Origin of the sequence: Phycicoccus jejuensis, from assembly GCF_000720925.1 — a bacterium.
In the GTDB taxonomy this organism is placed as follows: Bacteria; Actinomycetota; Actinomycetes; order Actinomycetales; family Dermatophilaceae; genus Phycicoccus; species Phycicoccus jejuensis.
Window position 1 is genome coordinate 343,291 of record NZ_JOEE01000001.1, and the last position, 22,052, is coordinate 365,342.

Genomic DNA, 22,052 nt, shown 5'->3' on the forward strand with positions numbered 1-22,052 from the left:
CCGCCCGGCGCGGGCACGACACAGGGCTTCGTCCACGAGACCCCGGTTCCGAACCGGGGTCTCGTGGACATTTCGGGGTGACCCCGAAATGTGGAGGCGGCGGGGGTGGGCGAGGGGGTCAGGAGGGCGGCGAGTGGGTACGGGGTCCGCATGGACACCACCATCGAGCTCACCGTCGACGGGCACCGACGGCAGCTGACCGTCGACACCCGCACCACCCTCCTGGACGCGCTGCGCGAGCGGCTGGCGGTCACCTCGCCGAAGAAGGGCTGCGACCACGGGCAGTGCGGCTCGTGCACGGTGCTCCTCGACGGCCGACGCCACCTCACGTGCCTCGCGCTCGCGGTGGCGTTCGACGGCTCGGAGGTCGTCACGGCCGAGGGGCTCGCCGCCGACGACGCGCTGCACCACGTGCAGGAGGCCTTCCTCGAGCACGACGGCTACCAGTGCGGCTACTGCACGCCCGGTCAGGTCTGCTCGGCCGTCGGGGTCCTCGACGAGGCCAAGCAGGGCCACCCGAGCCACGTCACCGAGGACCTCGAGGCCGACGTCGAGCTGACCGACGACGAGATCCGGGAGCGGATGAGCGGCAACCTCTGCCGCTGCGGCGCCTACCCGGGCATCCTCGCCGCGGTCAAGGAGGCGGCGGGGGCATGAGGGAGCTCGACTACGTCCGCGCGAGCGACGTCGAGGAGGCGGTCGCCCTCGTGTCCGGCGACCCCGACGCCCGCTACCTCGGGGGCGGCACCAACCTCGTCGACCACCTCAAGCTCGGCATCGCCCGGCCCGCCCGCCTCGTCGACGTCGGCCGGCTCGGTCTCGACGGCGTCGAGGAGCAGGACGGCCCCGACGGGCGCGTCCTCCACGTCGGCGCGAACGTCCGCAACAGCGACCTCGCGGCGCACCCGGTCGTCCGCTCGGCCTTCCCGGTGCTCTCGCGCGCCCTGCTCTCGGGCGCGTCCGGGCAGCTGCGTCACCAGGCGAGCACCGGCGGCAACCTGCTGCAGCGCACCCGCTGCGTCTACTTCCAGGACGTGACGACGCCGTGCAACAAGCGCGAGCCCGGCAGCGGCTGCTCGGCCGTCGGCGGCTACGGCCGCCAGGACGCGGTCCTCGGCGCGAGCGAGCACTGCGTCGCGACCCACCCCTCCGACATGGCCGTCGCGATGGCCGCCCTCGACGCCGTCGTCGTCGTCCGCGGCCGGCAGGGGGAGCGGCGCGTCCCCGTCCGCGAGCTGCACCGCCTGCCCGGTGACCGCCCCGACCTCGACACCACGCTCGAGCACGGCGACCTCGTGACGGGCGTCGAGCTGCCGTTCACCGACGCCGCCCGCTGCTCGACCTACCTCAAGGTCCGCGACCGCGCCTCGTACGCCTTCGCGCTCGTCTCCGTCGCGGCGGCGCTCGAGCTCGACGGCGACGTCGTCCGCGACGTCCGCATCGCGTGGGGAGGCGTCGCGCACAAGCCGTGGCGCGCCACCGCCGCCGAGGAGGCCCTGACCGGGCGGGCCGTCGACGAGGACGCCGTGCGCGCCGCCGTCGACGCCGAGCTCGCCGCCGCGCGCACCACCGACCAGACCGCCTACAAGCTGCCGATGCTGCGGGGCGCCACGACGCGAACCCTGCTCCGCCTCGCCGGGAAGGACCCCTCGTGAGCACCCGGACCAGCACCACCCCCGTCACGCCCCGCTCGATGGGCACCCGCCTCGACCGCGTCGACGGGCCCGAGAAGGTGACCGGCCGGGCCACGTACGCCGTCGAGAGCGCCGCCCACGACACCGGCGACCCGCTGCACGTCTGGCTCGTCCAGTCGACCGTGGCCAAGGGGGAGGTCGAGCGCCTCGACCCCGCTGCGGCCCTCGCCCACCCCGGCGTCGTCGCCGTCCTCGACCACACGAGCGCGATGCGCCTGGCCGACACCGACGACGGCGAGCTGGCCATCCTCCAGGACCCGCGCGTGCACTTCCGCGGGCAGGTCGTGGCGCTCGTCCTCGCCGAGACCTCCGAGGCCGCCCGCGAGGGGGCCGCGCTCGTCGAGGTCTCGTACCGCGAGGAGCCGCACGAGGCCGAGCTGCGCGAGGACAACGCGACGTACAGGCCCGAGACGGTCAACCCGGCGATGGACACCGACACCGAGGACGGTGACGTCGACGCCGCGCTCGCGGGTGCCGCGGTGCTCGTCGAGCAGACCTACCGCACCCCCCACGAGCACAACAACCCGATGGAGCCGCACGCCACCGTCGCCCGCTGGGCGCAGGACGGCACGAGCGGCGAGGTCCTCGACCTCGTCGACTCCACCCAGGGCGTCCACGGGGTCGCCCAGACCGTCGGACCGGTGCTCGGCCTCGAGGCCACGCAGGTGCGCGTCCGGGCCCCCTACGTCGGCGGCGGCTTCGGCAGCAAGGGCCAGCCGCACGCCCACGTCGTCGCCGCAGCGCTCGCGGCGCACGCCGTGCGGCCCCGGCCGGTGCGCCTGGCCGTCACCCGGCAGCAGATGTTCGCCCTCACCGGCTACCGGACCGCCACGATCTCGCACGTGCGCCTCGGCGCCGACGCCGACGGCCGGCTGGTCGGCCTCGAGCACCGGGTGCAGGAGCAGACCTCCGCCGTCAAGGAGTTCGCCGAGCAGACGGCCTCCCCGAGCCGGATGATGTACGCCGCCCCGGCCCGGCGCACGAGCCACCGGCTGGCCGTCCTCGACGTCGCCGTCCCCTCGTGGATGCGCGCGCCGGGCGAGATGCCGGGGATGTTCGCCGGCGAGGTCGCGATGGACGAGCTCGCGCTCGCCTGCGGACTGGACCCCGTCGAGCTGCGGCTGCGCAACGAGCCGGACCTCGACCCCGAGACCGGCAAGCCGTTCGACGTCCGCCGGCTCCCCGACTGCCTGCGCCGCGGCGCCGAGCGGTTCGGCTGGGCCGACCGCCCCCGCGAGCCGCGCTCCCGCCGCGTGGGCGACTGGTGGGTCGGCACCGGCGTCGCCGCCGCGACCTACCCCGCGATGAAGATGCCCGGCAACGAGGCCCGCGTCACGGCCCTCGGGGGCGGCCGCTACGGCGTGGCCATCGGCTGCGTCGACATCGGCACGGGCGCGCGCACGGTGCTGACGCAGATTGCCGCCGACGCGCTCGGCGTCGACCCCGGCGCCGTCGACCTCGAGGTCGCCGACACCCGGCTGCCCTCGGCCTCGGTGGCCGGCGGGTCCTCGGGCACGAGCTCGTGGGGCAGCACCGTCGTCGCGGCGGCCCAGCGCTTCCGCGAGGAGCACGGCCCCGACCCGGCAGCCGGCGCCGAGGTCACGGCCTCGGCGGCCAAGAGTCCCGCCGAGACCGAGACCGCCAACCACTCCTTCGGCGCGGTCTTCTGCGAGGCGAGGGTCAACCGCTGGACGGGCGAGGTGCGGGTGCCGCGGCTGCTCGGCGTGTACTCGGTCGGCCGGGTCCTCAACCCGGTGACGGCGCGCTCGCAGCTCGTCGGCGGCCTCGTCATGGGCCTGTCCGCCGCGCTCTTCGAGGAGTCCTGGCGCGACCCGCGCACCGGCCACGTCGTGACCCAGGACCTCGCGAGCTACCACGTCGCCGCCCACGCCGACGTGCTCGACGTCGACGCCGAGTGGCTGGAGGAGTCCGACGAGGCCTTCACGCCGATGGGCTCGCGCGGCATCGGCGAGATCGGCATCGTCGGCACGGCGGCGGCCGTCGCCAACGCCACCCACCACGCGACGGGGGTGCGGGTCCGCGAGCTGCCGCTCACGCCGGACCGCTTCCTGTCCTGAGCCCGCCCGCGGGAGGCCGGGGGTCAGCGCACCCGCCACCCACCCGGGTCCGGGGGCTCCGGGGACGGCACCGCGGTGCCGTCCCCGGAGCGCAGCGGCCGCGCGCCCGGGACCCGGCGGGCGACGTCGGCCCACGGCAGGACCCCCGTCGGCAGGACGGCGGAGGCGGCGGCGCGCCGCAGCGTGTACAGGTCGAGCGGGCCGGGGGAGGCGACGAGCACCACGTTGCCGAAGCGCCGCCCCTTGAGGACCTCGTGCAGCCCGACGAACGCGGTGTGCCCGAACACCTCCTGGGCGCCGGCGGCGACCCGCGCCGCGTAGCGCATCCCCGGCTCGTCGGTGACGTTGGCGAGCAGCAGGCCGGCGGGGGCGAGGACGCGGCGGACGTCGGCCATCCACTCGACGGTCGTCAGGCCCGCGGGGACCCGGCCGTCGACGAACGCGTCGAGGACGACGACGTCGGCGCTGCCGTCGGCGAGTGCGGCGACGCCCTCCTCGCCGCCGACCGGGCGCACCCGCATCCGGTGGCCGCGGGGGAGCGGGACGTCGCGGCGCACCTGCTCGGTCAGCGCGACGTCGGGCTCGAGGACGATCTGCGGCGAGCCGGGCCGCGTCGCGTGCACCCACCGCGGCAGGGTCAGCCCGCCGCCTCCGACGTGCGTCACGCGCAGCGTCCCGGCCGGGGCGAGCGCGTCGACGACGAGCGCGAGCTGCTGCACGTACTCGAAGTGCAGGACGGTGGGGTCGTCGAGGTCGACGGCTGACTGCGGGAAGCCGTCGAGGAGCACGGCGGCGACCCCGCCCTCGACCTCGACCCGCACCTCGCCCACGGGGGAAGGCTATGCGTGGGTGCGCTTCGGTAGCGTCGGGGGCATGCCTCCCCGACGCCGCACCGACCCCGAGCTCGGCCGCGCGGCCCTGCGCCGGTGGCACGCCGACCCCGACGGCACCGACCGCGCCACGCGCGGCACCGCCGTCCGGTACGCCCTCGAGGAGCTCGCCACCCGCGCGCCCGGCAACAGCGTCGAGGTGCGGGTCCCCCCGTACGGGGTCATCCAGTGCGTCGAGGGTCCGCGGCACACGCGCGGCACCCCGCCCAACGTCGTCGAGACCGACGCCGAGACCTGGCTGCGCCTCGTCCAGGGCGAGATCCCGTGGTCGCAGGCCCTCGCCGAGGGCGTGCTGCGGGTCAGCGGCACCCGGGCCGACCTCTCCGGGCTGCTGCCCCTGGGCCGGGAGGACCGGGCGTGAGCGCCGGGGTGCGCCAGGGCGTCGTCCTCCTCACCGACGAGCCGTGGGCCGCCAGCGGGCCGCGGTGGAGGGCCGTCGAGGAGATGGGCTTCCACCACGCGTGGACCTACGACCACCTCGTGTGGGGCGGTCTGCCGGACAGCCCGTGGTTCAGCGCGATGCCGACCCTCGCGGCGGCGGCCGGCGTGACCGAGCGCATCGGCCTGGGCACGTTCGTGTCGTCCCCCAACCAGAACCACCCGTACACGTACGCGCGCGACGTCATCACGCTCGACGACCTGACCGGCGGTCGCTTCCTCTGCGGCGTCGGCACCGGCGGCGACCTCGACGCCCGCCTGCTCGGCGCCGACCTCGCGCTGCGCGAGCGGGTCGACCGCTTCCACGAGTTCGTGCCGCTGCTCGACCGGCTCCTGCGCGAGGACCACGTCGACCACGACGGCACGTGGTACCGGACGCAGGACGCCCGCACACTGCCCGGGCCGGTGCGCCACCGCGTGCCGCTCCTCGTCGCCGCCAACGGCCCGCGATCGGTCCGGCTCGCCGCGCGCCACGCCGACGGCTGGGTCACCTACGGCGGCAAGGGCGACACGCTCGACGCGTGGTTCGACCACGTCCGCGAGCTGGTGGCGCGCTTCGACGACGCCGTCGGGGCCGCCGGGCGCGGGCCGCTCGACCGCTACCTCTCGCTCGACTCCTCGCCGCGCTTCTCGCTGGAGTCGGCCGGGCTGCACGCCGAGATGACCGGGCGCGCCGCGGAGCTGGGCTTCACCGACGTCGTCAGCCACTGGCCGCGCGCGCAGGGCCCGTACGCGGGCGACCCCGCCGTCCTCGAGGAGGTGGCGGGGTCGCTCGGGCGCTGACGCGCGCAGGGCTCGGTCGTCGTCAGGCGACGGCCATGACGAGGATCGGCGTCGTCGTCGGGGCGGTCGACCCACCGGCCGGCTCGACCGTGACGCCGACCGCGGCGGCGCCGTCGATCTGCCCGTCGAGGACGGCCTGGCCGCGGCCGTCGGCCGGGGTGAGGAAGCCCGCGGAGCGGGCGATCTCGTCGGAGCCGACGTACCAGAGCTGGTAGACCTTGCCGTCCGGCGCCGGGGGCATCCCGGTGACGGTGATCGCCGACTGGTCCATCTGCCGGCTGTAGGCGAGGGTCGCGGTCGTCGCGCCCTTGTGGCTGGTCACCGTGGCGGCGTCCTGGGCGCGCTCGACCTGCTGGATGGCGGTGAGCGCCGGCTGGTCGCCGGACCACGGGCTCCACGCGACGCCACCCACCGCGACGACCGCCGCGGCGGCGGCGGCGACGAGCCAGGTGCTCGTGCGCCGGAAGAGCGGGATGACCCGGGCTCCGGTGCCGGTGGCGGCGGCCTCGCCGACCGTGGGCACGCCGGGCGTGACGACGGCGGGTGGCTCGTCGGCGCGCTCGTCGGCGACGAGCGGCGGCAGCGGGCGGACGCGGGTGATGCCGGCGAGGACGGCGGAGCGCAGCTCGGCGGACGGGGTGGCCTCGGTGAGGGCGCCGAGGGAGTGCGCGGCGTCGGTGAGCTCGCCGACCTCGGCGCGGCAGGCCGCGCAGGCGGCGAGGTGCTGCTCGAAGCCGTCGCGCTCGTCGCGGTCGAGGGCGTCGACCGCATAGGCGCCGCTGAGGTGGTGAAGGTCGGGGCTCATGCCGGTACTCCCAACGTGTCCCGGAGGCGGATGAGGCCGTCCCGGATCCTGGTCTTCGCTGTTCCGAGGGGCACACCGAGGAGCTTCGCCACCTCGGTGTGCGTGTACCCCCCGAGGTAGGCGAGCTCCACGGCGCTGCGCTGGGCCTCGGTGAGGGTGGCGAGGGCCCGGCGCACGCGCTGGCCCTCGAGGGAGGTCTGGGCGGACTCCGCGGTCTGGTCGAACTCCACCTCGCGGGTCGCGACGGCGTGGGCGTCGTCGCGGCGGCGGGACGCCTCGCTCGAGCGGACCCGGTCCACCGCCGCGCGGTGGGCGATGGTCATCAGCCACGACAGGGCGCTGCCCTTCGCGGCGTCGAACCGGGAGCTCGTGCGCCACACGTCGAGGTACACCTCCTGGGTGACCTCCTCGCTCATCGCGTGGTCACGCACGATGCGCAGCACCAGCCCGAAGACGCGCCGTGAGGTCGCGTCGTACAGGGCGGCGAACGCCTCCTCGTCGCCCCGCGCCGACCGGCGGAGCAGCTCCGCCAGGTCGGACGCGGTGGCAGCCGCCCCCCCGGGTGCAGTGGTGGGCTGTCCCGGGGAGGCGGCTGTCATGTCGTTCATCATCGCTGATGGATCAGCTCTCGGGGACGAGAACCTTGTCGATGATGTAGACCGTGGCATTGGCGGTCTGGACGTTGCCGCAGACGATCTTCGCGTCGCCCGGGGTCACGGTGAAGTCCTCGCCGGAGCCCATGACGTCGATCGACTTGCCCGAGAGGGTCTTGTGCTCACCCGCGAGCTGGTCCGGGGAGAGCCGGCCCTCGACGACGTGGTTGGTGAGGACCGTGGTGAGCAGGCCCTTCGGGTCCTTCATCGCCGCGTCGAGCGTCGCCTTGGGCAGCGCCTCGAAGGCGTCGTTGGTCGGGGCGAAGACGGTGATGTCCTTGGCGCTGTTCAGCGTGTCGCCGAGGCCGGCCTCGCCGACCGCGGTGACGAGGGTGGACAGGACCGGGTTGTTGCTCGCCGCGGTGGCGACCGGGTCCTGGGCCATGCCGTCGAAGGAGCCGGCGCCGTCGGCCGGGACGGCCGAGCAGGCGGAGCCGAACGGGGCGTCGGCCATGGTGGCGGTGTCCGAGGGGCTGGCCGAGGGAGCGGCGGAGGTCGCGGCGGCGGAGGAGCTCGTGCCCGAACCGCTCGTGGCGCTGTCGTCCGAGCCGCAGGCCGCGAGGCTCAGGGGGAGGGCGAGCGCCAGGGCGGCGACGGTGAGGCGGGTCTTGCGCATGGGGGTGTCTCCTTGCGGTGTGTCGTTGTCCTGCGTACACATCTGGTTCGGAGCTGCTCGGTGGCCGGATGGGTTGGACGGCAACTTTTTTCGAGGAACCTCCGAACGGCCCGTGCGACCGGCACGGAAACGCTCCCCGCCCCGCCCCGTCCCACCCACCCCTCCGGCCTCGACATTTCGGGGTCACCCCGAAATGTCCACGAGACAAGGGCTCGGATGCCTTGTCTCGTAGACGAACTCGTGTGTCGGCCGGGCCGGCGTACCGTCCCCGCGACCGCGTACACGGACGGCAGCGGCGGCCGGCTCCGTGGGGAGCCGACCGCCGCTGTGTCGTGGATCACGCTGTCCGACAGGCCGATGCGCTGCCGGGCATCAGGGTGACCGTCACTCGATGGTGACGACCACCGAGTGCCAGCCGGTCGCGCCCTTGGGGAAGGGCGTCTGCCGCTTCTCGGTCTGCACCTCACCGGTCTCGTCGGTCGCGCGGACCTCGAGGGTGTGGCGTCCGGCGGGGGCGTCCCACTCCCAGTACCACTGGCGCCAGTAGTCGATGCCGGCGTCGTTGCCGAGCTTCGCCTCGGCCCAGTCGCCGCCGTCGACCCGGACCTCGACCTTCTCGATGCCGCGCTGCTGCGCCCAGGCGACACCGCCGACGACGATCTTCCCCGCCGTGGCGGTCGAGAGGGGCTTCGGGGTGTCGATCCGGCTCTCGGTGTAGATGGGTGCGTCGGTCGCCCAGTCCTTGCCGGTCCAGTACGCCGTCTTCTGCGCGTACGTCGTCGCGGTCAGCTTGGTCAGCCACTTCGTCGCGCCGACGAAGCCGTAGAGGCCGGGCGTCACGAGGCGCGCGGGGAAGCCGTGCACCGGGGGCAGCGGCTTGCCGTTCATCCCGACGGCGACGAGGGCGTCGCGGTCGTCCATCAGCGCCTGGAGGGGGGTCGAGATGGTCATCCCCTCGGTCGACTCGCTGAAGATCTGGTCGACGCCCTGCTGCACGCCGGCCCGCTCGAGCAGGTCGCGGACGGGGACGCCGAGCCAGCGGGCGGAGCCGACGTAGGGGCCGCCGACCTCGTTCGAGACGCAGGTCAGGGTGATGTCCTTCTCGATCATCGGGAGCTTGAGCAGCTCCTCGAAGGTCAGCGAGAACGGGTTGTCGACCATCCCGTCGACGGTGAGCTTCCACCCGTCGGTGCCGACCCGGGGGATGACGAGGGCGGTGTCGATCCGGTAGAAGGCGTCGTTCGGCGTGCGAAACGAGGACACCCCGCGGACCATCTCCTCGAGGCCCTGGGGGAGGGGCTCCAGCGTCGTCGCCGGGGTCGGGAGGACGACGTCACCGGTCGACGCCGTGCTGCGGGCGAGGGACTGGCCGATGCCGCCACCGGTCGCGGCGACCGCACCGAGGCCGGCGGCCGCGGCGAGGACGGTGCGACGCCCGCTCGTGCCGTCGCCGTGGGCGGTGCGGTCGGGACCGGCGCCCGAGGCCGGGTCCGCCGAGGCAGCGCCCCAGCGGTCGAGGACGCCGAGGAACCATCCGGCGGCCAGCACGCCGACGACCGCGGTGACGAACCCGGGCAGGAGCGAGACGGCCGACGCGGTGGGGCGGGTGGCCGCGGCCGCGAGCGCCAGCACGGCGAGGACGCCGACGATCGCCAGGCCGAGCGTGCGCCGGCGGCGGGCGACGACACCGGCGAGCCCGGCGAGGAGCAGCGTGACGACGGTGACGGACCCGACGAGGATCGGCTTGTCGGCCGTGCCGAACGTCGAGACCGCCCACTCCTTGACGGGGGTGGGCGTGGCGTCGATGACGGTGGACCCGACGGCGAGGACGGGGGAGGACTCGGGGGCCACGAAGCCGGCGACGAGGTGGCCGACGCCCGCCCCGGCGGCCGTCGCGAGCAGCGTGCCCAAGGCGTACCAGCCGCGGGCCGGCCGCTGCGTGGCTGCGGTCTGGGGGGAGGTGGTGGTCATGGCAGTCCTTCGGAGCGGGCGGGCCCGGCGGATGGCGCGCGGCAGGCGGGGAGAGCACCATCCTCCCGCGGCGCCGGGGGCCCGGGGAGGTGGTCGCCCGGGATGCCTGCGGGCGGCCCAACCCTCGACGGCGCCCGCCGCGGATGCGGCCGGCGCCCGCCGCGTCACCTACCGTGGGAGGCGTGAAGACCGCCCGCCCTCCCCGCTTCCTCCCGTTCATCCTCACGGGCGCGGTCCTCGGGTTCGTCCTGGGCGCCGCGGTCGCGGACTTCGGCTGGCTGGAGAACACCGACACGGTCCTCGCGCAGAAGCAGTACTCGGCCACGACCGCCGTCGGCTACCTCGGCGTCCTCGGCGCCTGCCTCTTCGCGCTCCTCGCCGCGCTCCTCGCGCTGGGCCTGGAGCGCCTCTCCCGCCGGGACTGACCCCTCCGCGCCGGCCGCGCTCCCGTCCGGCGGCCGGACTCCCCCGGGGCTCGGCCCGCCGCGTGAGAGGATGGAGCACGTGCCACGCGGAGACGGACGCCTCAGCCACGACCTCCTTCCCGGTGAGAAGGGGCCCCAGGACGCGTGCGGCGTGTTCGGGGTCTGGGCGCCGGGCGAGGAGGTCGCCAAGCTCGCCTACTACGGCCTGTACGCGCTGCAGCACCGCGGCCAGGAGTCGGCGGGCATCGCGACCTCGGACGGCAGCCGCCTGCTCGTCTACAAGGACATGGGCCTGGTCTCGCAGGTGTTCGACGAGCGCTCGCTCGGGGCGCTGCGCGGTCACCTCGCCGTCGGCCACTGCCGCTACTCGACGACCGGTGGCTCGACCTGGGAGAACGCCCAGCCGACCCTCGACGGGCACGCCGGCGGCACCGTCGCGCTCGCGCACAACGGCAACCTCATCAACTCGGCCGAGCTGCGCGATGTCGTCGCCGGCCACCGCGTCGACGGCCAGCGCGGGGAGCTCGCCCGCGGCAACACGACCGACACCGCGCTCGTCACCGCGCTGCTGACCGCCGACCCCGACCGCACCGTCGAGGCCGCGGCGCTCGAGGTGCTGCCGATGCTGCGCGGCGCCTTCTGCCTCGTCTTCATGGACGAGCACACGCTCTACGCGGCGCGCGACCCGCAGGGCATCCGGCCGCTCGTCATCGGCCGCCTCGAGCGCGGCTGGGTCGTGGCGTCCGAGACCGCGGCGCTCGACATCGTCGGCGCCTCCTTCGTCCGCGAGGTCGAGCCCGGTGAGCTCGTCGCCATCGACGAGGACGGCCTGCGCTCGCAGCGCTTCGCCGAGGCCGAGCCCAAGGGCTGCGTCTTCGAGTACGTCTACCTCGCCCGCCCGGACACGACGATCAACGGCCGCGGCGTGCACGAGTCGCGGGTCCAGATGGGCCGGCAGCTGGCGCGCGAGCACCCGGTCGAGGCCGACCTCGTCATGCCGACGCCGGAGTCCGGCACGCCCGCCGCCATCGGCTACGCGCAGGAGTCGGGCATCCCCTACGGCCAGGGCCTGGTCAAGAACTCCTACGTCGGGCGGACCTTCATCGCCCCGTCGCAGACCATCCGGCAGCTCGGCATCCGGCTCAAGCTCAACCCGCTGCGCGACGTCATCCGGGGCAAGCGGCTCGTCGTCGTCGACGACTCGATCGTCCGCGGCAACACGCAGCGCGCGCTCGTGCGGATGCTGCGCGAGGCCGGGGCCGCCGAGGTGCACGTGCGCATCTCGTCGCCGCCGGTGCGCTGGCCGTGCTTCTACGGCATCGACTTCGCGACCCGGGCCGAGCTCATCGCCACCGGCCTCGGGGTCGAGGAGGTGCGCAACTCCATCGGCGCCGACAGCCTCGGGTACATCTCGGAGGACGGGATGATCGGGGCGACCGAGCAGCCGCGCGAGCGCCTGTGCACGGCGTGCTTCTCGGGGCGGTACCCGGTGACGCTGCCCGAGGACGGCCGGCTCGGCAAGGGCGTGCTCGAGCTCGAGCTCCCCCTCGACGACGACGGCGCCCCCGCGCAGCGGCAGCTGGGGGAGCGGCACCCGCACCGTCAGGCGCCCCTCGTCGACGTGCCGGTGCTCGACGTCGACGGGGTGCAGACCTCGGCCGGCGGTGGCGCCTCCGAGGCGGTCCTGCGCCCCTGACCCCGACGGTTCGCCGCGGTTCGAGGTATTGCGCTGCCGGCAGATGACGGTGGGATACCTCGACCGATGCGGGCTGTCCACAGATTCGCCGGACTCACTGTCGCGTGCCGCCGTCGCCGCGAAAGGGTGGCGGCGATGGGGGATCGACCGGTCGAGCGCCGACGCCGCGCGGAGATGGCCGCCGAGGAGTACGGCGGCGTCATCTCGCGTGCCCTGCTGCGCGCCGCAGACGTCGACGACGCGATGGTGCGTCGTGAGGTGATCGCCGACCGGTGGGCGGTGCACGGCGCCCGCACGGTCGCGATGACCCGTGGGCCCCTCGGCCCGCTGGCTCGGCGCTGGAGCGCCGTCTGGGAGGTCGGCGAGCGCATCGCGGTCGTCGACGGCGCCTCGGCCCTCCATCACGCTGGGATGGTCGGGTACGTCGACGAGCTCGTCCACGTGTCGGTGCCGCACACGGTGTCCGTGCGCCGGCGGGAGGGGATCGCCACCCGCAAGGTCGGGACGAGGCTGCCGTCCGACGCGGCGTTGCCCGGGCTCCCGCGGTCTCGTCCCGCGGTGGCGGCCGTGCGGGCGGCGCACTGGGCGCTGAGCGACCGCCAGGCCGCGCTGCTCCTCGTGCTCCCGGTCCAGCAGCGTCTGTGCACCGGGGCCCAGCTGCTGGAGGCTGTGGCGGAGGTCCGAGGGCGGAACCGACGAGCGTTCGTCGCTGCCGTCGCGGCGGACGTGGCGGGGGGCGCGCACAGCCTGGGTGAGCTGGACGTCGTGGACGTGTGCCGGCGGCGCGGTCTGCCGCCACCCGACCGGCAGGTGGTCCGCAGGTTGCCCGACGGCCGCGTGTACCTCGACGTGCACTGGGACCAGGCGCGGCTCGTCGTCGAGGTCGACGGAGCGGGTCACACCCGGGGGCTCGCACCCTCGGACGACGCGCTTCGGCAGAACGCCGTCGTCCTCGGGGATGACCTCGTGCTGCGGGTGCCGGTCATCGGCTGGCGTCTGCAGCGGGATGCCTACCTCGACCAGATCGTCACGGCGTACGCGCAGCGCACCGCCTGACGTGGTTCGAGGTATCCCACCGCGCTCTGACGCAGGCGGAATACCTCGAACGGAGTGAGGCGTCAGGCGTCGGCGGCGACCTTGGCGTCGTCCTCGTCGGTGCGACCGTGCAGCCGCGAGCGCTTGTACCCGTAGAAGAAGTAGATGCCGAAGCCGAGCAGCATCCAGATGAGGAACCGCAGCCACGTCTCCACCGACAGGTTGAGCATGAGGTAGATGCTGATGAGCGCCGCGAGGACCGGCAGCACGGGGTTGCCGGGGACCTTGAAGGCCCGCTGGAGGTCGGGACGGCGCTTGCGGAGCACCGGCACGGCGAGCGAGACGAGCGCGAACGCCGACAGCGTGCCGATGTTGACCATCTCCTCGAGCTTGCCGATGGGCGTCAGCGAAGCGACGAGGGCGACGACGGTGCCGATGGCGAGCGTCAGCCGCACGGGCGTGCCGGTGCGCGGGTTCGTGCGGCCGATCGAGGGCGGCAGCAGCCGGTCGCGGGACATCGCGAAGGTCACGCGGGTCGCACCGATGATCAGCGTCATGACGACGGTCATCAGGCCCGCGACGGCGCCGGCGGCGATCAGGGTCGCGTACCCCGGCTTCCCGACCGACTCGAAGGCTGCGGCGAGCGCGGCGTCCGGGTTGATCTTGTCGTACTTGACCATCCCGGTGATGACGAGCGTCGTCGCGACGTAGAGGACGGTGCAGATGACGAGCGAGGCGATGATGCCGATCGGCAGGTCGCGCTGCGGGTTCTTCGCCTCCTCGGCGGTCGTCGCGACGACGTCGAAGCCGATGTACGCGAAGAAGACGATGGCCGCGCCGGAGACGATGCCGAGCACTCCGTACGTCGTCGGCTCGAGGCCGAAGAGCACCTGGATGAGCGGAGCCGTCAGGCCGCTCGTCTGCTCGCCCGCGGTGGCCGGCGGGACGAACGGCGAGTAGTTCGCGCTGTTGACGAACGCCAGGCCGGCGAAGATGACGAAGAGGACGATGAAGAGCTTGACCGCGACGAGCACGAGGTTGACCCGCAGCGACTCCTTGATGCCGATCGCGATGAGCGCGGTGAGCAGCGCGACGAGCACGAACGCCGGCAGGTCGAAGTGCGAGCCGGGGGCGACGGCCTCGGGCACGGTCACGCCGAACTTGTCGAGCAGGAGCGTCGCGTACTGCGACCAGCCCTGGGCGACGACGCTCGCGCCGAGCATCAGCTCGAGCAGGAGGTCCCAGCCGATGATCCACGCGACGATCTCGCCGAGCGACGCGTACGAGAACGTGTACGCCGACCCGGACACCGGCACGGTGGAGGCGAACTCGGCGTAGCAGAGCGCCGCGAGCCCGCAGCAGACCGCGGCGAGGACGAACGAGATCGCGATGGACGGGCCCGCGTAGTCGGCGGCCGCGCGACCGGTCAGCGTGAAGATGCCGGCGCCGATGATGACGCCGATCCCGAAGACCGTGAGGTCGAGGGCGGACAGCTTCTTCTTGAGCTGGAACTCCGGGTCCTCGGTCTCCTTGATCGACTCCTCGATCGTCTTGGTCCGCATGACGCCCATGACACGCTCCCGTCGTCGGTGCTCTCGGCAGCCGAGACGCTAGCGGACACCGAACCCCCTGCGGGGGTTGCGGTCAGGGTCGCTCGTCGACCCACTCCCGCGGCGGGTAGAGCGGGATGGCGCGCGCGTGGTCGTCGTCGGTCCCGCGGGCCCCGCGTGCCGGCGCGGCGTCCTGGTCGAAGGGCGCGTCGTCGGCGTGGGTACCGGTGCGCACCACCGGGATCTCGCCGGTGTCGCCGAGCGAGCGCGGCGCGAGGTTGGAGCTGCGGTACCAGGACTCCGGCGCGCGGGTCGTCCCGCTCGTGGGCATCGACGGGTAGCCGGGGTCGGTGACCGAGACCCCGCCACCGGGGACGCTGGGGTCCGTGCCGCGCGGGCCGCGGCCACGCGGCGGGCCACCGCCGCCGTCGTCGGGCCCGTCCGAGCCGTCGGGCCCGTCTGGTCCGTCATCGCGGCGGCGCGGACGCCGGGGCAGCTTCGGCCACGACCGCCCTGTGCCGGAACGGCGTTCGCGCGGCTTCTCACCGAAGATCTCGGAGTTGAGGGCGGCGTTGACGTGGTCGGGCTCGGGGATGAAGGTCAGCTCGCGCAGGCCCTGCTCCTGGCCGGCGCTCTCGATGATGATCGTGCCGAACCCGAGCAGCTCACCGACGAGCGGTCGCCGGTAGGTCATGTCGGTGACCTTGGTGAGCCGCATCATCGGCACGCTGACGTCGAGGACGCCCTCGTGACGCAGGATGCGCTTGTTCGTCACGACGATCCAGCGGTAGCGCCGCTGCAGCTCGGCCCAGCCGAGCCGGGCCAGGCCGACGAGCAGGACGATGCCGGTCAGCCGCAGCAGGGGCTCGGCCACGTGCAGCCCGGCGTCGAACCACAGGTAGACGACGAGCGCGGCCGCGGGCCAGAGCGCCTGGCGCAGGAGGACCGCCGGGTGCTGGCGGGTGCGGATGACGATGCGCTCACCCTGCGCGAGCTGCCGCTCGAGGCTGCGGGCCACCCGCCGGGGCATCGCCTCGAGGTCGACCTCGACGCTGTCCGGGGTCCCGTCCGTGACGGAGTGGGCCCGGCGCACGGGTCAGCCGTTCAGCAGGCTGTCGAAGAAGCGCCCGATGTTGCTCACGCCGTTGGAGACGACGTCCCAGGCCGAGCCGAAGATGCTCGCGGCGGAGTCGGGCGAGGTGAGGATCGCGTACAGGAGGAAGACGACGACGAGCCACATCACGATCTTCTTGACCGGGGGCATGGCGTGGATCCTCCTGCGTGCGGGCGCGGCGTGGGGCACGCCTCGCCGATGATCGTCCCAGATGTGACGGGTGTGACGAACGAGGTGGCTGGGACCGGGCGTGTCGCGCCCGGCCCCGACCGGGGCGCGGGCTACTGCGCGACGCCGTAGAGGCGGTCACCCGCGTCGCCGAGGCCCGGCACGATGTAGCCGACCTCGTTGAGCTTCTCGTCGATGGCACCGGTGACGAGGGTGACCGGCGCGCTGAGGTCGGCGACCGACTCCTCGAGGTGCGCGATCCCCTCGGGGGCTGCGAGCAGGGTGACCGCGGTGATGTCGTCGGCGCCGCGCTCGACGAGGTAGCGGATGGCGTCGGCCATCGAGCCACCCGTCGCGAGCATCGGGTCGAGGACGTAGACCTGGCGGCCGGAGAGGTCGTCGGGCAGGCGGTTGGCGTACGTGACGGCCTCGAGGGTCTCCTCGTCGCGCTGCATCCCGAGGAAGCCGACCTCGGCGCTCGGCAGCAGCCGGACCATGCCCTCGAGCATCCCGAGCCCGGCGCGCAGGATCGGGACGATGAGCGGCTTGGGGTTGGAGAGCTTGATGCCCGTCGTGGGCGCGACCGGCGTCTCGATCTCGAACGGCTCCACGCGGACCTCGCGCGTCGCCTCGTAGGCGAGGAGGGTCATCAGCTCCTCGGCGAGGCGGCGGAAGGTCGGCGAGTCCGTCCGCTTGTCCCGGAGGTAGGTCAGCTTGTGGGCGATGAGCCGGTGGTCCGGGTTGATCACGCGCATGGGTGAAACTTAGCGCGTGCCGACTCCACCCGACCCCGCCGCCGAGGCGTGGATGCGCCGGGCGCTGGCCCTCGCCGGGCGCGCCGCGGCCGCCGGTGACGTGCCCGTCGGGGCGGTCGTCGTCGACCCCGCCGGCGTCGTCGTCGGCGAGGGGTTCAACGTCCGCGAGGCCGAGGGCGACCCCACCGGGCACGCCGAGGTGGTCGCGCTGCGGGCCGCGGCGCGGGCCCTCGGCACCTGGCGGCTCGAGGGCTGCCGGCTCGTCGTGACGATGGAGCCCTGCCCGATGTGCGCCGGGGCGCTCGTCCTCGCCCGCGTGGCGCAGGTCGTCCTCGGGGCGTGGGACCCCAAGCTCGGGGCGTGCGGGTCGGTGTGGGACGTGCCGCGGGACCGGCGGGTGACGCACCGGGTCGAGGTCGTCGGCGGGGTACTCGAGGAGGACTGCGGGGCGGTCGTGCGCGACTTCTTCGCGGGGCACCGAGGGGCGTCGTCGGGCGCCTGACCAGTTCGTCTGCACCGTGTCGAAACTCTGTCGAACGTTCCTGCTAGGTTCGACAACGAACGGCTCCGACCGGGGCTGTGCACGTGTGAACGAAAGGGCCACCCCATGGGCATCATCGGCTGGATCATCATCGGCGGTCTCGCCGGCTGGGTCGCGAGCAAGATCATGAACACCGACGCGCAGCAGGGCATCATCCTCAACATCGTCGTCGGCATCATCGGCGCCCTCATCGGCGGCTTCCTCCTCGGCGCGTTCGGCGTCGACACCGACGGCAGCGGCATCATCGTCAGCTTCATCACCGCGCTCATCGGCGCGTGCATCCTCCTGTTCGCCGTCAAGGCCGTCACCAAGCGGGCCTGACCCGGCTCGGCCGGACCCTCCGGCCGCCTGTCCACGACGCCGCCCCCACCCTCCGCGGGGGCGGCGTCGTGGCGTCCCCGGCCCCGATTTCCGGCCGGTCCCGGGGCTCGGGTAGCCTCTCCGGCGGTGGCGTGTCCGAGCGGCCTAAGGAGCACGCCTCGAAAGCGTGTGAGGGTTTACGCCCTCCGTGGGTTCAAATCCCACCGCCACCGCCAGCACCGGGACCCCCGGGCGCACCGCGCCCGGGGGTCCTCGCGTCTCGCGGCCCGGGGCGCGCGTGGCGTGCCGGGGTGGTCCTGCTGAGCCGGGCGGTCTCGCCGTGCCGGGGTGATGCTGCGGTGCCGAGGTGGTCCCGCCCGGCCGCGGTCCCCTCGCCGTGCCGTGCCGTCCTGCCGCCCCGGCACGACGAGGTCACCCCGGTAAGGCGAGGTCACCCCGACCCCGCACCGGGACCGTGCGCCGCGGAAGGGAAACCTTGCGTGGGACAAGGGAAACCTTGCCGGATGGAAGGGAAACCTTCCGTAGCGAGAGGATCCCGGGAGGACCCACCTCCACAGCGGAGACACAGCCGACTCCCGGCCCGCGTGCCGGCTGCGCGGTGGATGATGTCGCTCGTGTCCAGCCTCCTCGAGCAGATCCTCGGGCAGCCGGCGTGGGTCGTCTACCTCGTCGTCGGGCTCGTCGTCCTCGTCGAGGACGCCCTCTTCGTCGGCTTCGTCGTGCCCGGCGAGACCGCCGCCATCCTCGGCGGCGTGACGGCCGCGATCGGGCACACCTCGCTGCCCTGGGTCGCGGTCGTCGTCATCGGCGCCGCGGTCGTCGGCGACAGCATCGGCTACGAGGTCGGGCGGGTGCTCGGACCGCGGCTCACCGAGGCCCGGATGCTGCGCCGCGCCCGGCCGCGCGTGGAGCAGGCGCAGGACTTCCTCGTGCGGCGCGGCGCGGTGTCGGTCTTCCTCGCCCGATGGACCGCGTTCCTGCGGGCGGTCGTCCCCGCGCTCGCCGGCTCCTCGGGCCTGCGCTACCCGACCTTCCTCGTGTGGAACCTGCTCGGCGGGCTGGCCTGGGGGGCAACGGTCGTCGTCGGCGGCTACCTCGCGGGCCGCAGCTACCAGCGCCTCGAGAGCTGGCTCGGGACCGGCTCGCTCGTCGTCGTCGCGGTCATCGTCCTCGTCGCGGTGCTCGTCCACCGCCGCCGGCGCAGCAGCCACCGCGCGGCGCGCGCCTGAGGGGTCAGCGGCGCCCGTGCGGGTTGACGAGCGTGGCCGCGGCCCACGACCCGGCGAAGGTCAGCAGCGCGGCCAGCACGAACACCCACACGCCGTCGACGGCGGCCTCGGCCACGCCAGCGAGAGCAGCATCACCGCGAGCGCCGTCCCCGCCGCCCGGACCGTCGCGAAGTACGTCCCCGTGTCCATGGCGGGCGGCGTAGGGCCGCCGCGTCGCGCGGGCGCGACGGCGCGCGGGATCAGGAGGCCGAGGGCTCCGGGCACATCGGCAGCTGCCCGGAGGGGGCGACGTAGGGCCGGACGGTGGTGAACTTCGTCCCCAGCGCGACCTCGACGCTGCCGTCGGTCCGCTCGTCGAGGACCGGCTTGGCCCCCTTGGGCATGAGGCTCATCAGCAGCGTGGCGTCGGCGCGCCCGGCCTCGCCGTAGCGCACCTCGGCCACGGCGGGGGTCTTCCGCGTCGAGGTGTCGTTGCCGACCTTGCCGATGACGAAGCCCTGCTTCTCGAGCTGCTGGGCCGTGCGCGAGGCGAGGTTGGGGCGGTTCGTCGCGTTGTACACGTTCACGGTGACCTGCCCGGGGACGCGCTCGTCCGGGTCGTAGGGCCGGCAGGTGGCAGCGGGCGGGCGGTTGGCCCGCGCCTGCTCGTCGGCGCGGTAGTACGACAGGGCGTACCAGAAGGCGAAGAACAGGCCGAGCAGGACGACGCCGATGACGACGACCGCCCGACGGCGGCGACGGCGGGCCTCGACGGAGACCGGCGCCTCGTCCGCGTACTCGCTCACGGCGGGCTCAGAGGGCCAGCACGCGGGCGTGCAGGGTCGGGCGCTGGTGCAGGGCCGCGCGCAGGGCGCGGTGCAGGCCGTCCTCGAGGTAGAGGGTGCCCTCCCACTCGACGACGTGCGCGAACAGGTCGCCGTAGAACGTCGAGTCCTCGGCGAGCAGCGCGTGCAGGTCGAGCTCGCGCTTGGTCGTCACGAGCTCGTCGAGCCGGACGAGCCGCGGGGGCACGTTCGACCACTGCCGCCCCGTGTACCCGTGGTCCGGGTACGGGCGCGCGTCGCCGACGGCCTTGAAGATCACGCCGACCACTCTATGGGGCCGGGCGGGCGAGGTCCGGCCGCGAAACCCCGGCGCGCACTACATTGGCGCGGGTGAGTGACAGCAGCGAGTCCACCCTCCTCGACGCGATCCGGGCCGGCTACACCGTCGAGGGGCCGTCCCTCGAGCTCGGCGCAGCGGTCGTCGACGGCGCCGCCCACCCGGACGCGGTCGTCCGCATCCCGCTCTCGGCGATGAACCGCCACGGCCTCGTCGCCGGCGCCACCGGGACCGGCAAGACCAAGACGCTCCAGCTGATGGCCGAGCAGCTCGCCGCCCAGGGCGTGCCGGTGTTCCTCGCCGACGTCAAGGGCGACCTCTCCGGGATGGCGAGCGCCGGCGAGGCCAACGAGCGCATCTCGTCCCGCTCGCAGGAGGTCGGCCTGCCGTGGACCCCGACCGCCTACCCGGTCGAGTTCTTCGCCCTCGGCGGCCAGGGCAAGGGCATCCCGGTGCGCGCCGCGGTGTCGACCTTCGGACCGACGCTGCTCGCGAAGGTGCTGGGGCTCAACGCGACCCAGGAGTCGAGCCTCGGGCTGGTCTTCCACTACGCCGACAAGCGGGGGCTCTTCCTCGACACGATCGCCGACCTGCGCGCGGTCGTGCAGCACCTCACCTCGGACGAGGGCAAGGCCGACCTCAAGGAGCTGGGCGGGCTGTCGTCGGCGACGGCCGGCGTCATCCTGCGCGAGCTCATCACCTTCTCGGACCAGGGCGCCGACGCGTTCTTCGGCCTGCCCGAGCTCGACACCGCCCAGCTGCTGCGCACCGCCCCCGACGGGCGCGGTCTCGTCTCGATGCTCGAGCTCCCGGCGGTGCAGGACCGGCCGCAGCTGTTCTCGACCTTCCTCATGTGGCTGCTCGCGGACCTCTTCCACGACCTGCCCGAGGTCGGCGACCTCGACAAGCCGAAGCTCGTCTTCTTCTTCGACGAGGCGCACCTGCTCTTCTCGGACGCGTCCAAGGAGTTCCGCGACGCCATCCAGCAGACGGTCCGCCTCATCCGCTCCAAGGGCGTCGGCGTCTTCTTCGTCACCCAGTCGCCCAAGGACGTCCCGGCCGACGTCCTCGCGCAGCTCGGCAACCGGGTGCAGCATGCGCTGCGGGCGTTCACCCCGGACGACGCGGCCGCGCTCAAGGCGGCGGTCAAGACCTACCCGAGGACCGAGTACGACCTCGCCGAGCTGCTCACCTCGCTCGGCACCGGCGAGGCCGTCGTCACCGTCCTGTCCGAGAAGGGCGTCCCGACCCCGGTCGCGTGGACGCGGATGCGGGCCCCCGAGTCGCTCATGGGTCCCTCGCCCGACGCCGTCGTCGACGCCGCGGTCGCCGCCTCGCCCCTGACCGCGCAGTACGCGCAGGCGCAGGAGCGCGACTCGGCCGCCGAGATGCTCGGCAAGGCCACGCAGGAGCGCGTCGCCGCCCAGCAGGCTGCGACCGAGGCCGAGGCCCGCGCGACGGCGGACGCCGCGGCGGAGCAGGAGGCCGCGAGGGCCCGCGCGGCGGCCGAGCAGGCCGCGGCGAAGGAGCGGGCCGCGGCCGAGAAGGCGCGCGCCGCGGAGGAGCGCCGTCGGGCGCAGGAGCCGGGCATGGTCGAGCAGGTCGTCCAGTCCTCGGCGTTCCGCTCGATGCTGCGCTCGGCCGGCACGGCGCTGGGCCGCGAGATCACCAGGTCGATCTTCGGGACCACCCGACGGCGGTGAGCCGCACCGGGACCCGCGGTCAGAGCGCGAGGACCGCCCGCGCGTAGGCGCACTCGAGGTCCGCGTCCTCGACGGAGTGCAGGTCGCCGGGGCCGGTCGCGTACTCGACGCGCCAGCCCTCGGTCGTGCGCACCACCGCCGAGAGCCGGTTGCCGAGCAGCCCGCGCAGCTGGTCCTCGCGCGGCAGCCAGAGGGCCTGGTCGAGCGTCACCGAGTCCAGCGCCCACTCCGTCGTGCCGTTGAAGCCCAGCAGCGACCGGCCGCCGTAGGAGTGGACCTCGACCGTCAGGTCGGAGATCCAGAAGACGTCGCCGGTCAGCAGCTCGGTGTCGATGACGAAGCGGTCTCCGGGCGAGGGCTCCCAGAGCACGCCGGCCTCGACGAGGTCGCGGGCCAGCTCGACGGTGATCACCGTCCCAGTGTCACCCGGTCGGGGCCCTCGTGGCGAGGTCGGTGCGTCGCCGGGTCGGAGCGGATGCGGGCGCG

Annotated in this window: 24 protein-coding genes and 1 tRNA gene; 13 read left to right on the forward strand and 12 right to left on the reverse strand. The window is 74.0% G+C overall.

The window, feature by feature from the left end; all coding sequences use genetic code 11:
• Positions 1 to 150 precede the first annotated feature (150 nt).
• The 3 genes from IG69_RS0101605 to IG69_RS0101615 are packed head-to-tail and all read left to right on the forward strand — an operon-like array spanning position 151 to position 3,772.
• Positions 151 to 657, forward strand: coding sequence for a 2Fe-2S iron-sulfur cluster-binding protein (locus IG69_RS0101605; RefSeq protein ID WP_030526441.1), 507 nt, complete (start codon positions 151 to 153; stop codon positions 655 to 657).
• Positions 654 to 1,655 (forward strand): FAD binding domain-containing protein, encoded by a 1,002-nt coding sequence (locus IG69_RS0101610; RefSeq protein ID WP_030526442.1) that lies wholly within the window; start codon positions 654 to 656, stop codon positions 1,653 to 1,655. Before IG69_RS0101605 ends, IG69_RS0101610 begins: the two co-directional genes overlap by 4 nt.
• Complete coding sequence (locus IG69_RS0101615) at positions 1,652 to 3,772, forward strand: xanthine dehydrogenase family protein molybdopterin-binding subunit (protein WP_245616051.1); 2,121 nt, start codon at positions 1,652 to 1,654, stop codon at positions 3,770 to 3,772. The genes IG69_RS0101610 and IG69_RS0101615 overlap by 4 nt, the downstream gene beginning before the upstream one ends.
• 23 nt (positions 3,773 to 3,795) lie before the next feature.
• Here IG69_RS0101615 and IG69_RS0101620 read toward each other — a convergent pair whose 3' ends face one another.
• Positions 3,796 to 4,602 (reverse strand): spermidine synthase, encoded by an 807-nt coding sequence (locus IG69_RS0101620; protein ID WP_030526444.1) that lies wholly within the window; start codon positions 4,600 to 4,602, stop codon positions 3,796 to 3,798.
• A gap of 43 nt (positions 4,603 to 4,645) precedes the next feature.
• On the opposite strand from IG69_RS0101620, the gene IG69_RS0101625 reads away from it, so the two are divergent.
• Positions 4,646 to 5,023: a sterol carrier family protein gene (locus IG69_RS0101625; protein ID WP_030526445.1), complete on the forward strand. Its 378-nt coding sequence runs from the start codon at positions 4,646 to 4,648 to the stop codon at positions 5,021 to 5,023.
• Complete coding sequence (locus tag IG69_RS0101630) at positions 5,020 to 5,883, forward strand: LLM class flavin-dependent oxidoreductase (protein ID WP_245616052.1); 864 nt, start codon at positions 5,020 to 5,022, stop codon at positions 5,881 to 5,883. Before IG69_RS0101625 ends, IG69_RS0101630 begins: the two co-directional genes overlap by 4 nt.
• A gap of 22 nt (positions 5,884 to 5,905) precedes the next feature.
• Here IG69_RS0101630 and IG69_RS0101635 read toward each other — a convergent pair whose 3' ends face one another.
• The 4 genes from IG69_RS0101635 to IG69_RS0101650 all read right to left on the reverse strand — a co-directional run bounded on the left by IG69_RS0101635 (position 5,906) and on the right by IG69_RS0101650 (position 9,928).
• Complete coding sequence (locus IG69_RS0101635) at positions 5,906 to 6,688, reverse strand: anti-sigma factor (RefSeq protein ID WP_030526447.1); 783 nt, start codon at positions 6,686 to 6,688, stop codon at positions 5,906 to 5,908.
• On the reverse strand, positions 6,685 to 7,287 hold the full coding sequence (gene sigK, locus IG69_RS0101640; RefSeq protein ID WP_211250947.1) for an ECF RNA polymerase sigma factor SigK: 603 nt from the start codon (positions 7,285 to 7,287) through the stop codon (positions 6,685 to 6,687). Before sigK ends, IG69_RS0101635 begins: the two co-directional genes overlap by 4 nt.
• A 22-nt stretch (positions 7,288 to 7,309) precedes the next feature.
• The gene (locus IG69_RS0101645) at positions 7,310 to 7,957 is read right to left on the reverse strand and encodes a fasciclin domain-containing protein (RefSeq protein ID WP_030526449.1); all 648 of its coding nucleotides are present in this window, start codon (positions 7,955 to 7,957) and stop codon (positions 7,310 to 7,312) included.
• A gap of 384 nt (positions 7,958 to 8,341) precedes the next feature.
• Positions 8,342 to 9,928 (reverse strand): molybdopterin-dependent oxidoreductase, encoded by a 1,587-nt coding sequence (locus IG69_RS0101650; RefSeq protein WP_051750017.1) that lies wholly within the window; start codon positions 9,926 to 9,928, stop codon positions 8,342 to 8,344.
• Between the two features lie 182 nt (positions 9,929 to 10,110).
• Here IG69_RS0101650 and IG69_RS0101655 point away from each other — a divergent pair, with 182 nt between their 5' ends.
• The 3 genes from IG69_RS0101655 to IG69_RS0101665 all read left to right on the forward strand — a co-directional run bounded on the left by IG69_RS0101655 (position 10,111) and on the right by IG69_RS0101665 (position 13,105).
• Entirely contained in the window at positions 10,111 to 10,353 is a 243-nt protein-coding gene (locus IG69_RS0101655; RefSeq protein WP_030526451.1) for a hypothetical protein, read from the forward strand.
• A 79-nt stretch (positions 10,354 to 10,432) separates the two neighbouring features.
• Positions 10,433 to 12,049, forward strand: coding sequence for an amidophosphoribosyltransferase (gene purF, locus IG69_RS0101660; RefSeq protein ID WP_030526452.1), 1,617 nt, complete (start codon positions 10,433 to 10,435; stop codon positions 12,047 to 12,049).
• Between the two features lie 135 nt (positions 12,050 to 12,184).
• Entirely contained in the window at positions 12,185 to 13,105 is a 921-nt protein-coding gene (locus IG69_RS0101665) for a hypothetical protein (protein ID WP_030526453.1), read from the forward strand.
• Positions 13,106 to 13,167: 62 nt separating this feature from the next.
• On the opposite strand, the gene IG69_RS0101670 is transcribed toward IG69_RS0101665, so the two are convergent.
• The 4 genes from IG69_RS0101670 to upp form a co-directional block, all read right to left on the reverse strand.
• Positions 13,168 to 14,655 carry an amino acid permease gene (locus IG69_RS0101670; RefSeq protein ID WP_030526454.1) on the reverse strand — a complete coding sequence of 496 codons (1,488 nt, stop codon included), beginning with the start codon at positions 14,653 to 14,655 and terminating at the stop codon, positions 13,168 to 13,170.
• A 73-nt stretch (positions 14,656 to 14,728) separates the two neighbouring features.
• The gene (locus IG69_RS20740; protein WP_051750019.1) at positions 14,729 to 15,727 is read right to left on the reverse strand and encodes a PH domain-containing protein; all 999 of its coding nucleotides are present in this window, start codon (positions 15,725 to 15,727) and stop codon (positions 14,729 to 14,731) included.
• 3 nt (positions 15,728 to 15,730) lie between these two features.
• Positions 15,731 to 15,898: a hypothetical protein gene (locus IG69_RS22420; protein WP_169742028.1), complete on the reverse strand. Its 168-nt coding sequence runs from the start codon at positions 15,896 to 15,898 to the stop codon at positions 15,731 to 15,733.
• A gap of 131 nt (positions 15,899 to 16,029) precedes the next feature.
• Positions 16,030 to 16,671: a uracil phosphoribosyltransferase gene (gene upp / locus IG69_RS0101685; protein WP_030526456.1), complete on the reverse strand. Its 642-nt coding sequence runs from the start codon at positions 16,669 to 16,671 to the stop codon at positions 16,030 to 16,032.
• A 52-nt stretch (positions 16,672 to 16,723) separates the two neighbouring features.
• Here upp and IG69_RS0101690 point away from each other — a divergent pair, with 52 nt between their 5' ends.
• From IG69_RS0101690 to IG69_RS0101705, 4 genes are all read left to right on the forward strand, one after another.
• A complete protein-coding gene (locus IG69_RS0101690; RefSeq protein WP_036828648.1) occupies positions 16,724 to 17,173 on the forward strand; it encodes a nucleoside deaminase in 450 nt (149 codons plus the stop codon).
• Between the two features lie 105 nt (positions 17,174 to 17,278).
• Entirely contained in the window at positions 17,279 to 17,533 is a 255-nt protein-coding gene (locus IG69_RS0101695; RefSeq protein WP_030526458.1) for a GlsB/YeaQ/YmgE family stress response membrane protein, read from the forward strand.
• 125 nt (positions 17,534 to 17,658) lie between these two features.
• A tRNA-Ser gene (locus IG69_RS0101700) sits at positions 17,659 to 17,748 on the forward strand.
• 390 nt (positions 17,749 to 18,138) lie between these two features.
• Positions 18,139 to 18,762, forward strand: a complete 624-nt coding sequence (locus tag IG69_RS0101705; protein ID WP_245616065.1) for a DedA family protein — start codon at positions 18,139 to 18,141, stop codon at positions 18,760 to 18,762.
• A gap of 239 nt (positions 18,763 to 19,001) precedes the next feature.
• Here the strand turns inward: IG69_RS0101705 and IG69_RS20745 are convergent, their stop codons facing one another.
• Complete coding sequence (locus IG69_RS20745; RefSeq protein WP_051750021.1) at positions 19,002 to 19,547, reverse strand: LytR C-terminal domain-containing protein; 546 nt, start codon at positions 19,545 to 19,547, stop codon at positions 19,002 to 19,004.
• A 7-nt stretch (positions 19,548 to 19,554) separates the two neighbouring features.
• Positions 19,555 to 19,845: a type II toxin-antitoxin system VapB family antitoxin gene (locus tag IG69_RS0101720; RefSeq protein WP_030526461.1), complete on the reverse strand. Its 291-nt coding sequence runs from the start codon at positions 19,843 to 19,845 to the stop codon at positions 19,555 to 19,557.
• Between the two features lie 71 nt (positions 19,846 to 19,916).
• Here IG69_RS0101720 and IG69_RS0101725 point away from each other — a divergent pair, with 71 nt between their 5' ends.
• Complete coding sequence (locus IG69_RS0101725) at positions 19,917 to 21,566, forward strand: helicase HerA-like domain-containing protein (protein WP_030526462.1); 1,650 nt, start codon at positions 19,917 to 19,919, stop codon at positions 21,564 to 21,566.
• Positions 21,567 to 21,585: 19 nt separating this feature from the next.
• On the opposite strand, the gene IG69_RS0101730 is transcribed toward IG69_RS0101725, so the two are convergent.
• Positions 21,586 to 21,978 carry a hypothetical protein gene (locus IG69_RS0101730; RefSeq protein WP_030526463.1) on the reverse strand — a complete coding sequence of 131 codons (393 nt, stop codon included), beginning with the start codon at positions 21,976 to 21,978 and terminating at the stop codon, positions 21,586 to 21,588.
• Positions 21,979 to 22,052 lie beyond the last annotated feature (74 nt).

Coding starts and splice junctions, on each gene's coding strand:
- IG69_RS0101650 (WP_051750017.1), bottom strand. CDS start 9,928: ATGACCACCACCTCCCCCCAGACCGCAGCCACGCAGCGGCCGGCCCGC.
- IG69_RS0101645 (WP_030526449.1), bottom strand. CDS start 7,957: ATGCGCAAGACCCGCCTCACCGTCGCCGCCCTGGCGCTCGCCCTCCCC.
- IG69_RS0101605 (WP_030526441.1), top strand. CDS start 151: ATGGACACCACCATCGAGCTCACCGTCGACGGGCACCGACGGCAGCTG.
- IG69_RS0101625 (WP_030526445.1), top strand. CDS start 4,646: ATGCCTCCCCGACGCCGCACCGACCCCGAGCTCGGCCGCGCGGCCCTG.
- IG69_RS0101670 (WP_030526454.1), bottom strand. CDS start 14,655: ATGGGCGTCATGCGGACCAAGACGATCGAGGAGTCGATCAAGGAGACC.
- sigK (WP_211250947.1), bottom strand. CDS start 7,287: ATGACAGCCGCCTCCCCGGGACAGCCCACCACTGCACCCGGGGGGGCG.
- upp (WP_030526456.1), bottom strand. CDS start 16,671: ATGCGCGTGATCAACCCGGACCACCGGCTCATCGCCCACAAGCTGACC.
- IG69_RS0101695 (WP_030526458.1), top strand. CDS start 17,279: ATGGGCATCATCGGCTGGATCATCATCGGCGGTCTCGCCGGCTGGGTC.
- IG69_RS22420 (WP_169742028.1), bottom strand. CDS start 15,898: ATGCCCCCGGTCAAGAAGATCGTGATGTGGCTCGTCGTCGTCTTCCTC.
- IG69_RS0101690 (WP_036828648.1), top strand. CDS start 16,724: ATGCGCCGGGCGCTGGCCCTCGCCGGGCGCGCCGCGGCCGCCGGTGAC.
- IG69_RS0101635 (WP_030526447.1), bottom strand. CDS start 6,688: ATGAGCCCCGACCTTCACCACCTCAGCGGCGCCTATGCGGTCGACGCC.
- IG69_RS0101610 (WP_030526442.1), top strand. CDS start 654: ATGAGGGAGCTCGACTACGTCCGCGCGAGCGACGTCGAGGAGGCGGTC.
- IG69_RS0101665 (WP_030526453.1), top strand. CDS start 12,185: ATGGGGGATCGACCGGTCGAGCGCCGACGCCGCGCGGAGATGGCCGCC.
- IG69_RS0101705 (WP_245616065.1), top strand. CDS start 18,139: ATGTCGCTCGTGTCCAGCCTCCTCGAGCAGATCCTCGGGCAGCCGGCG.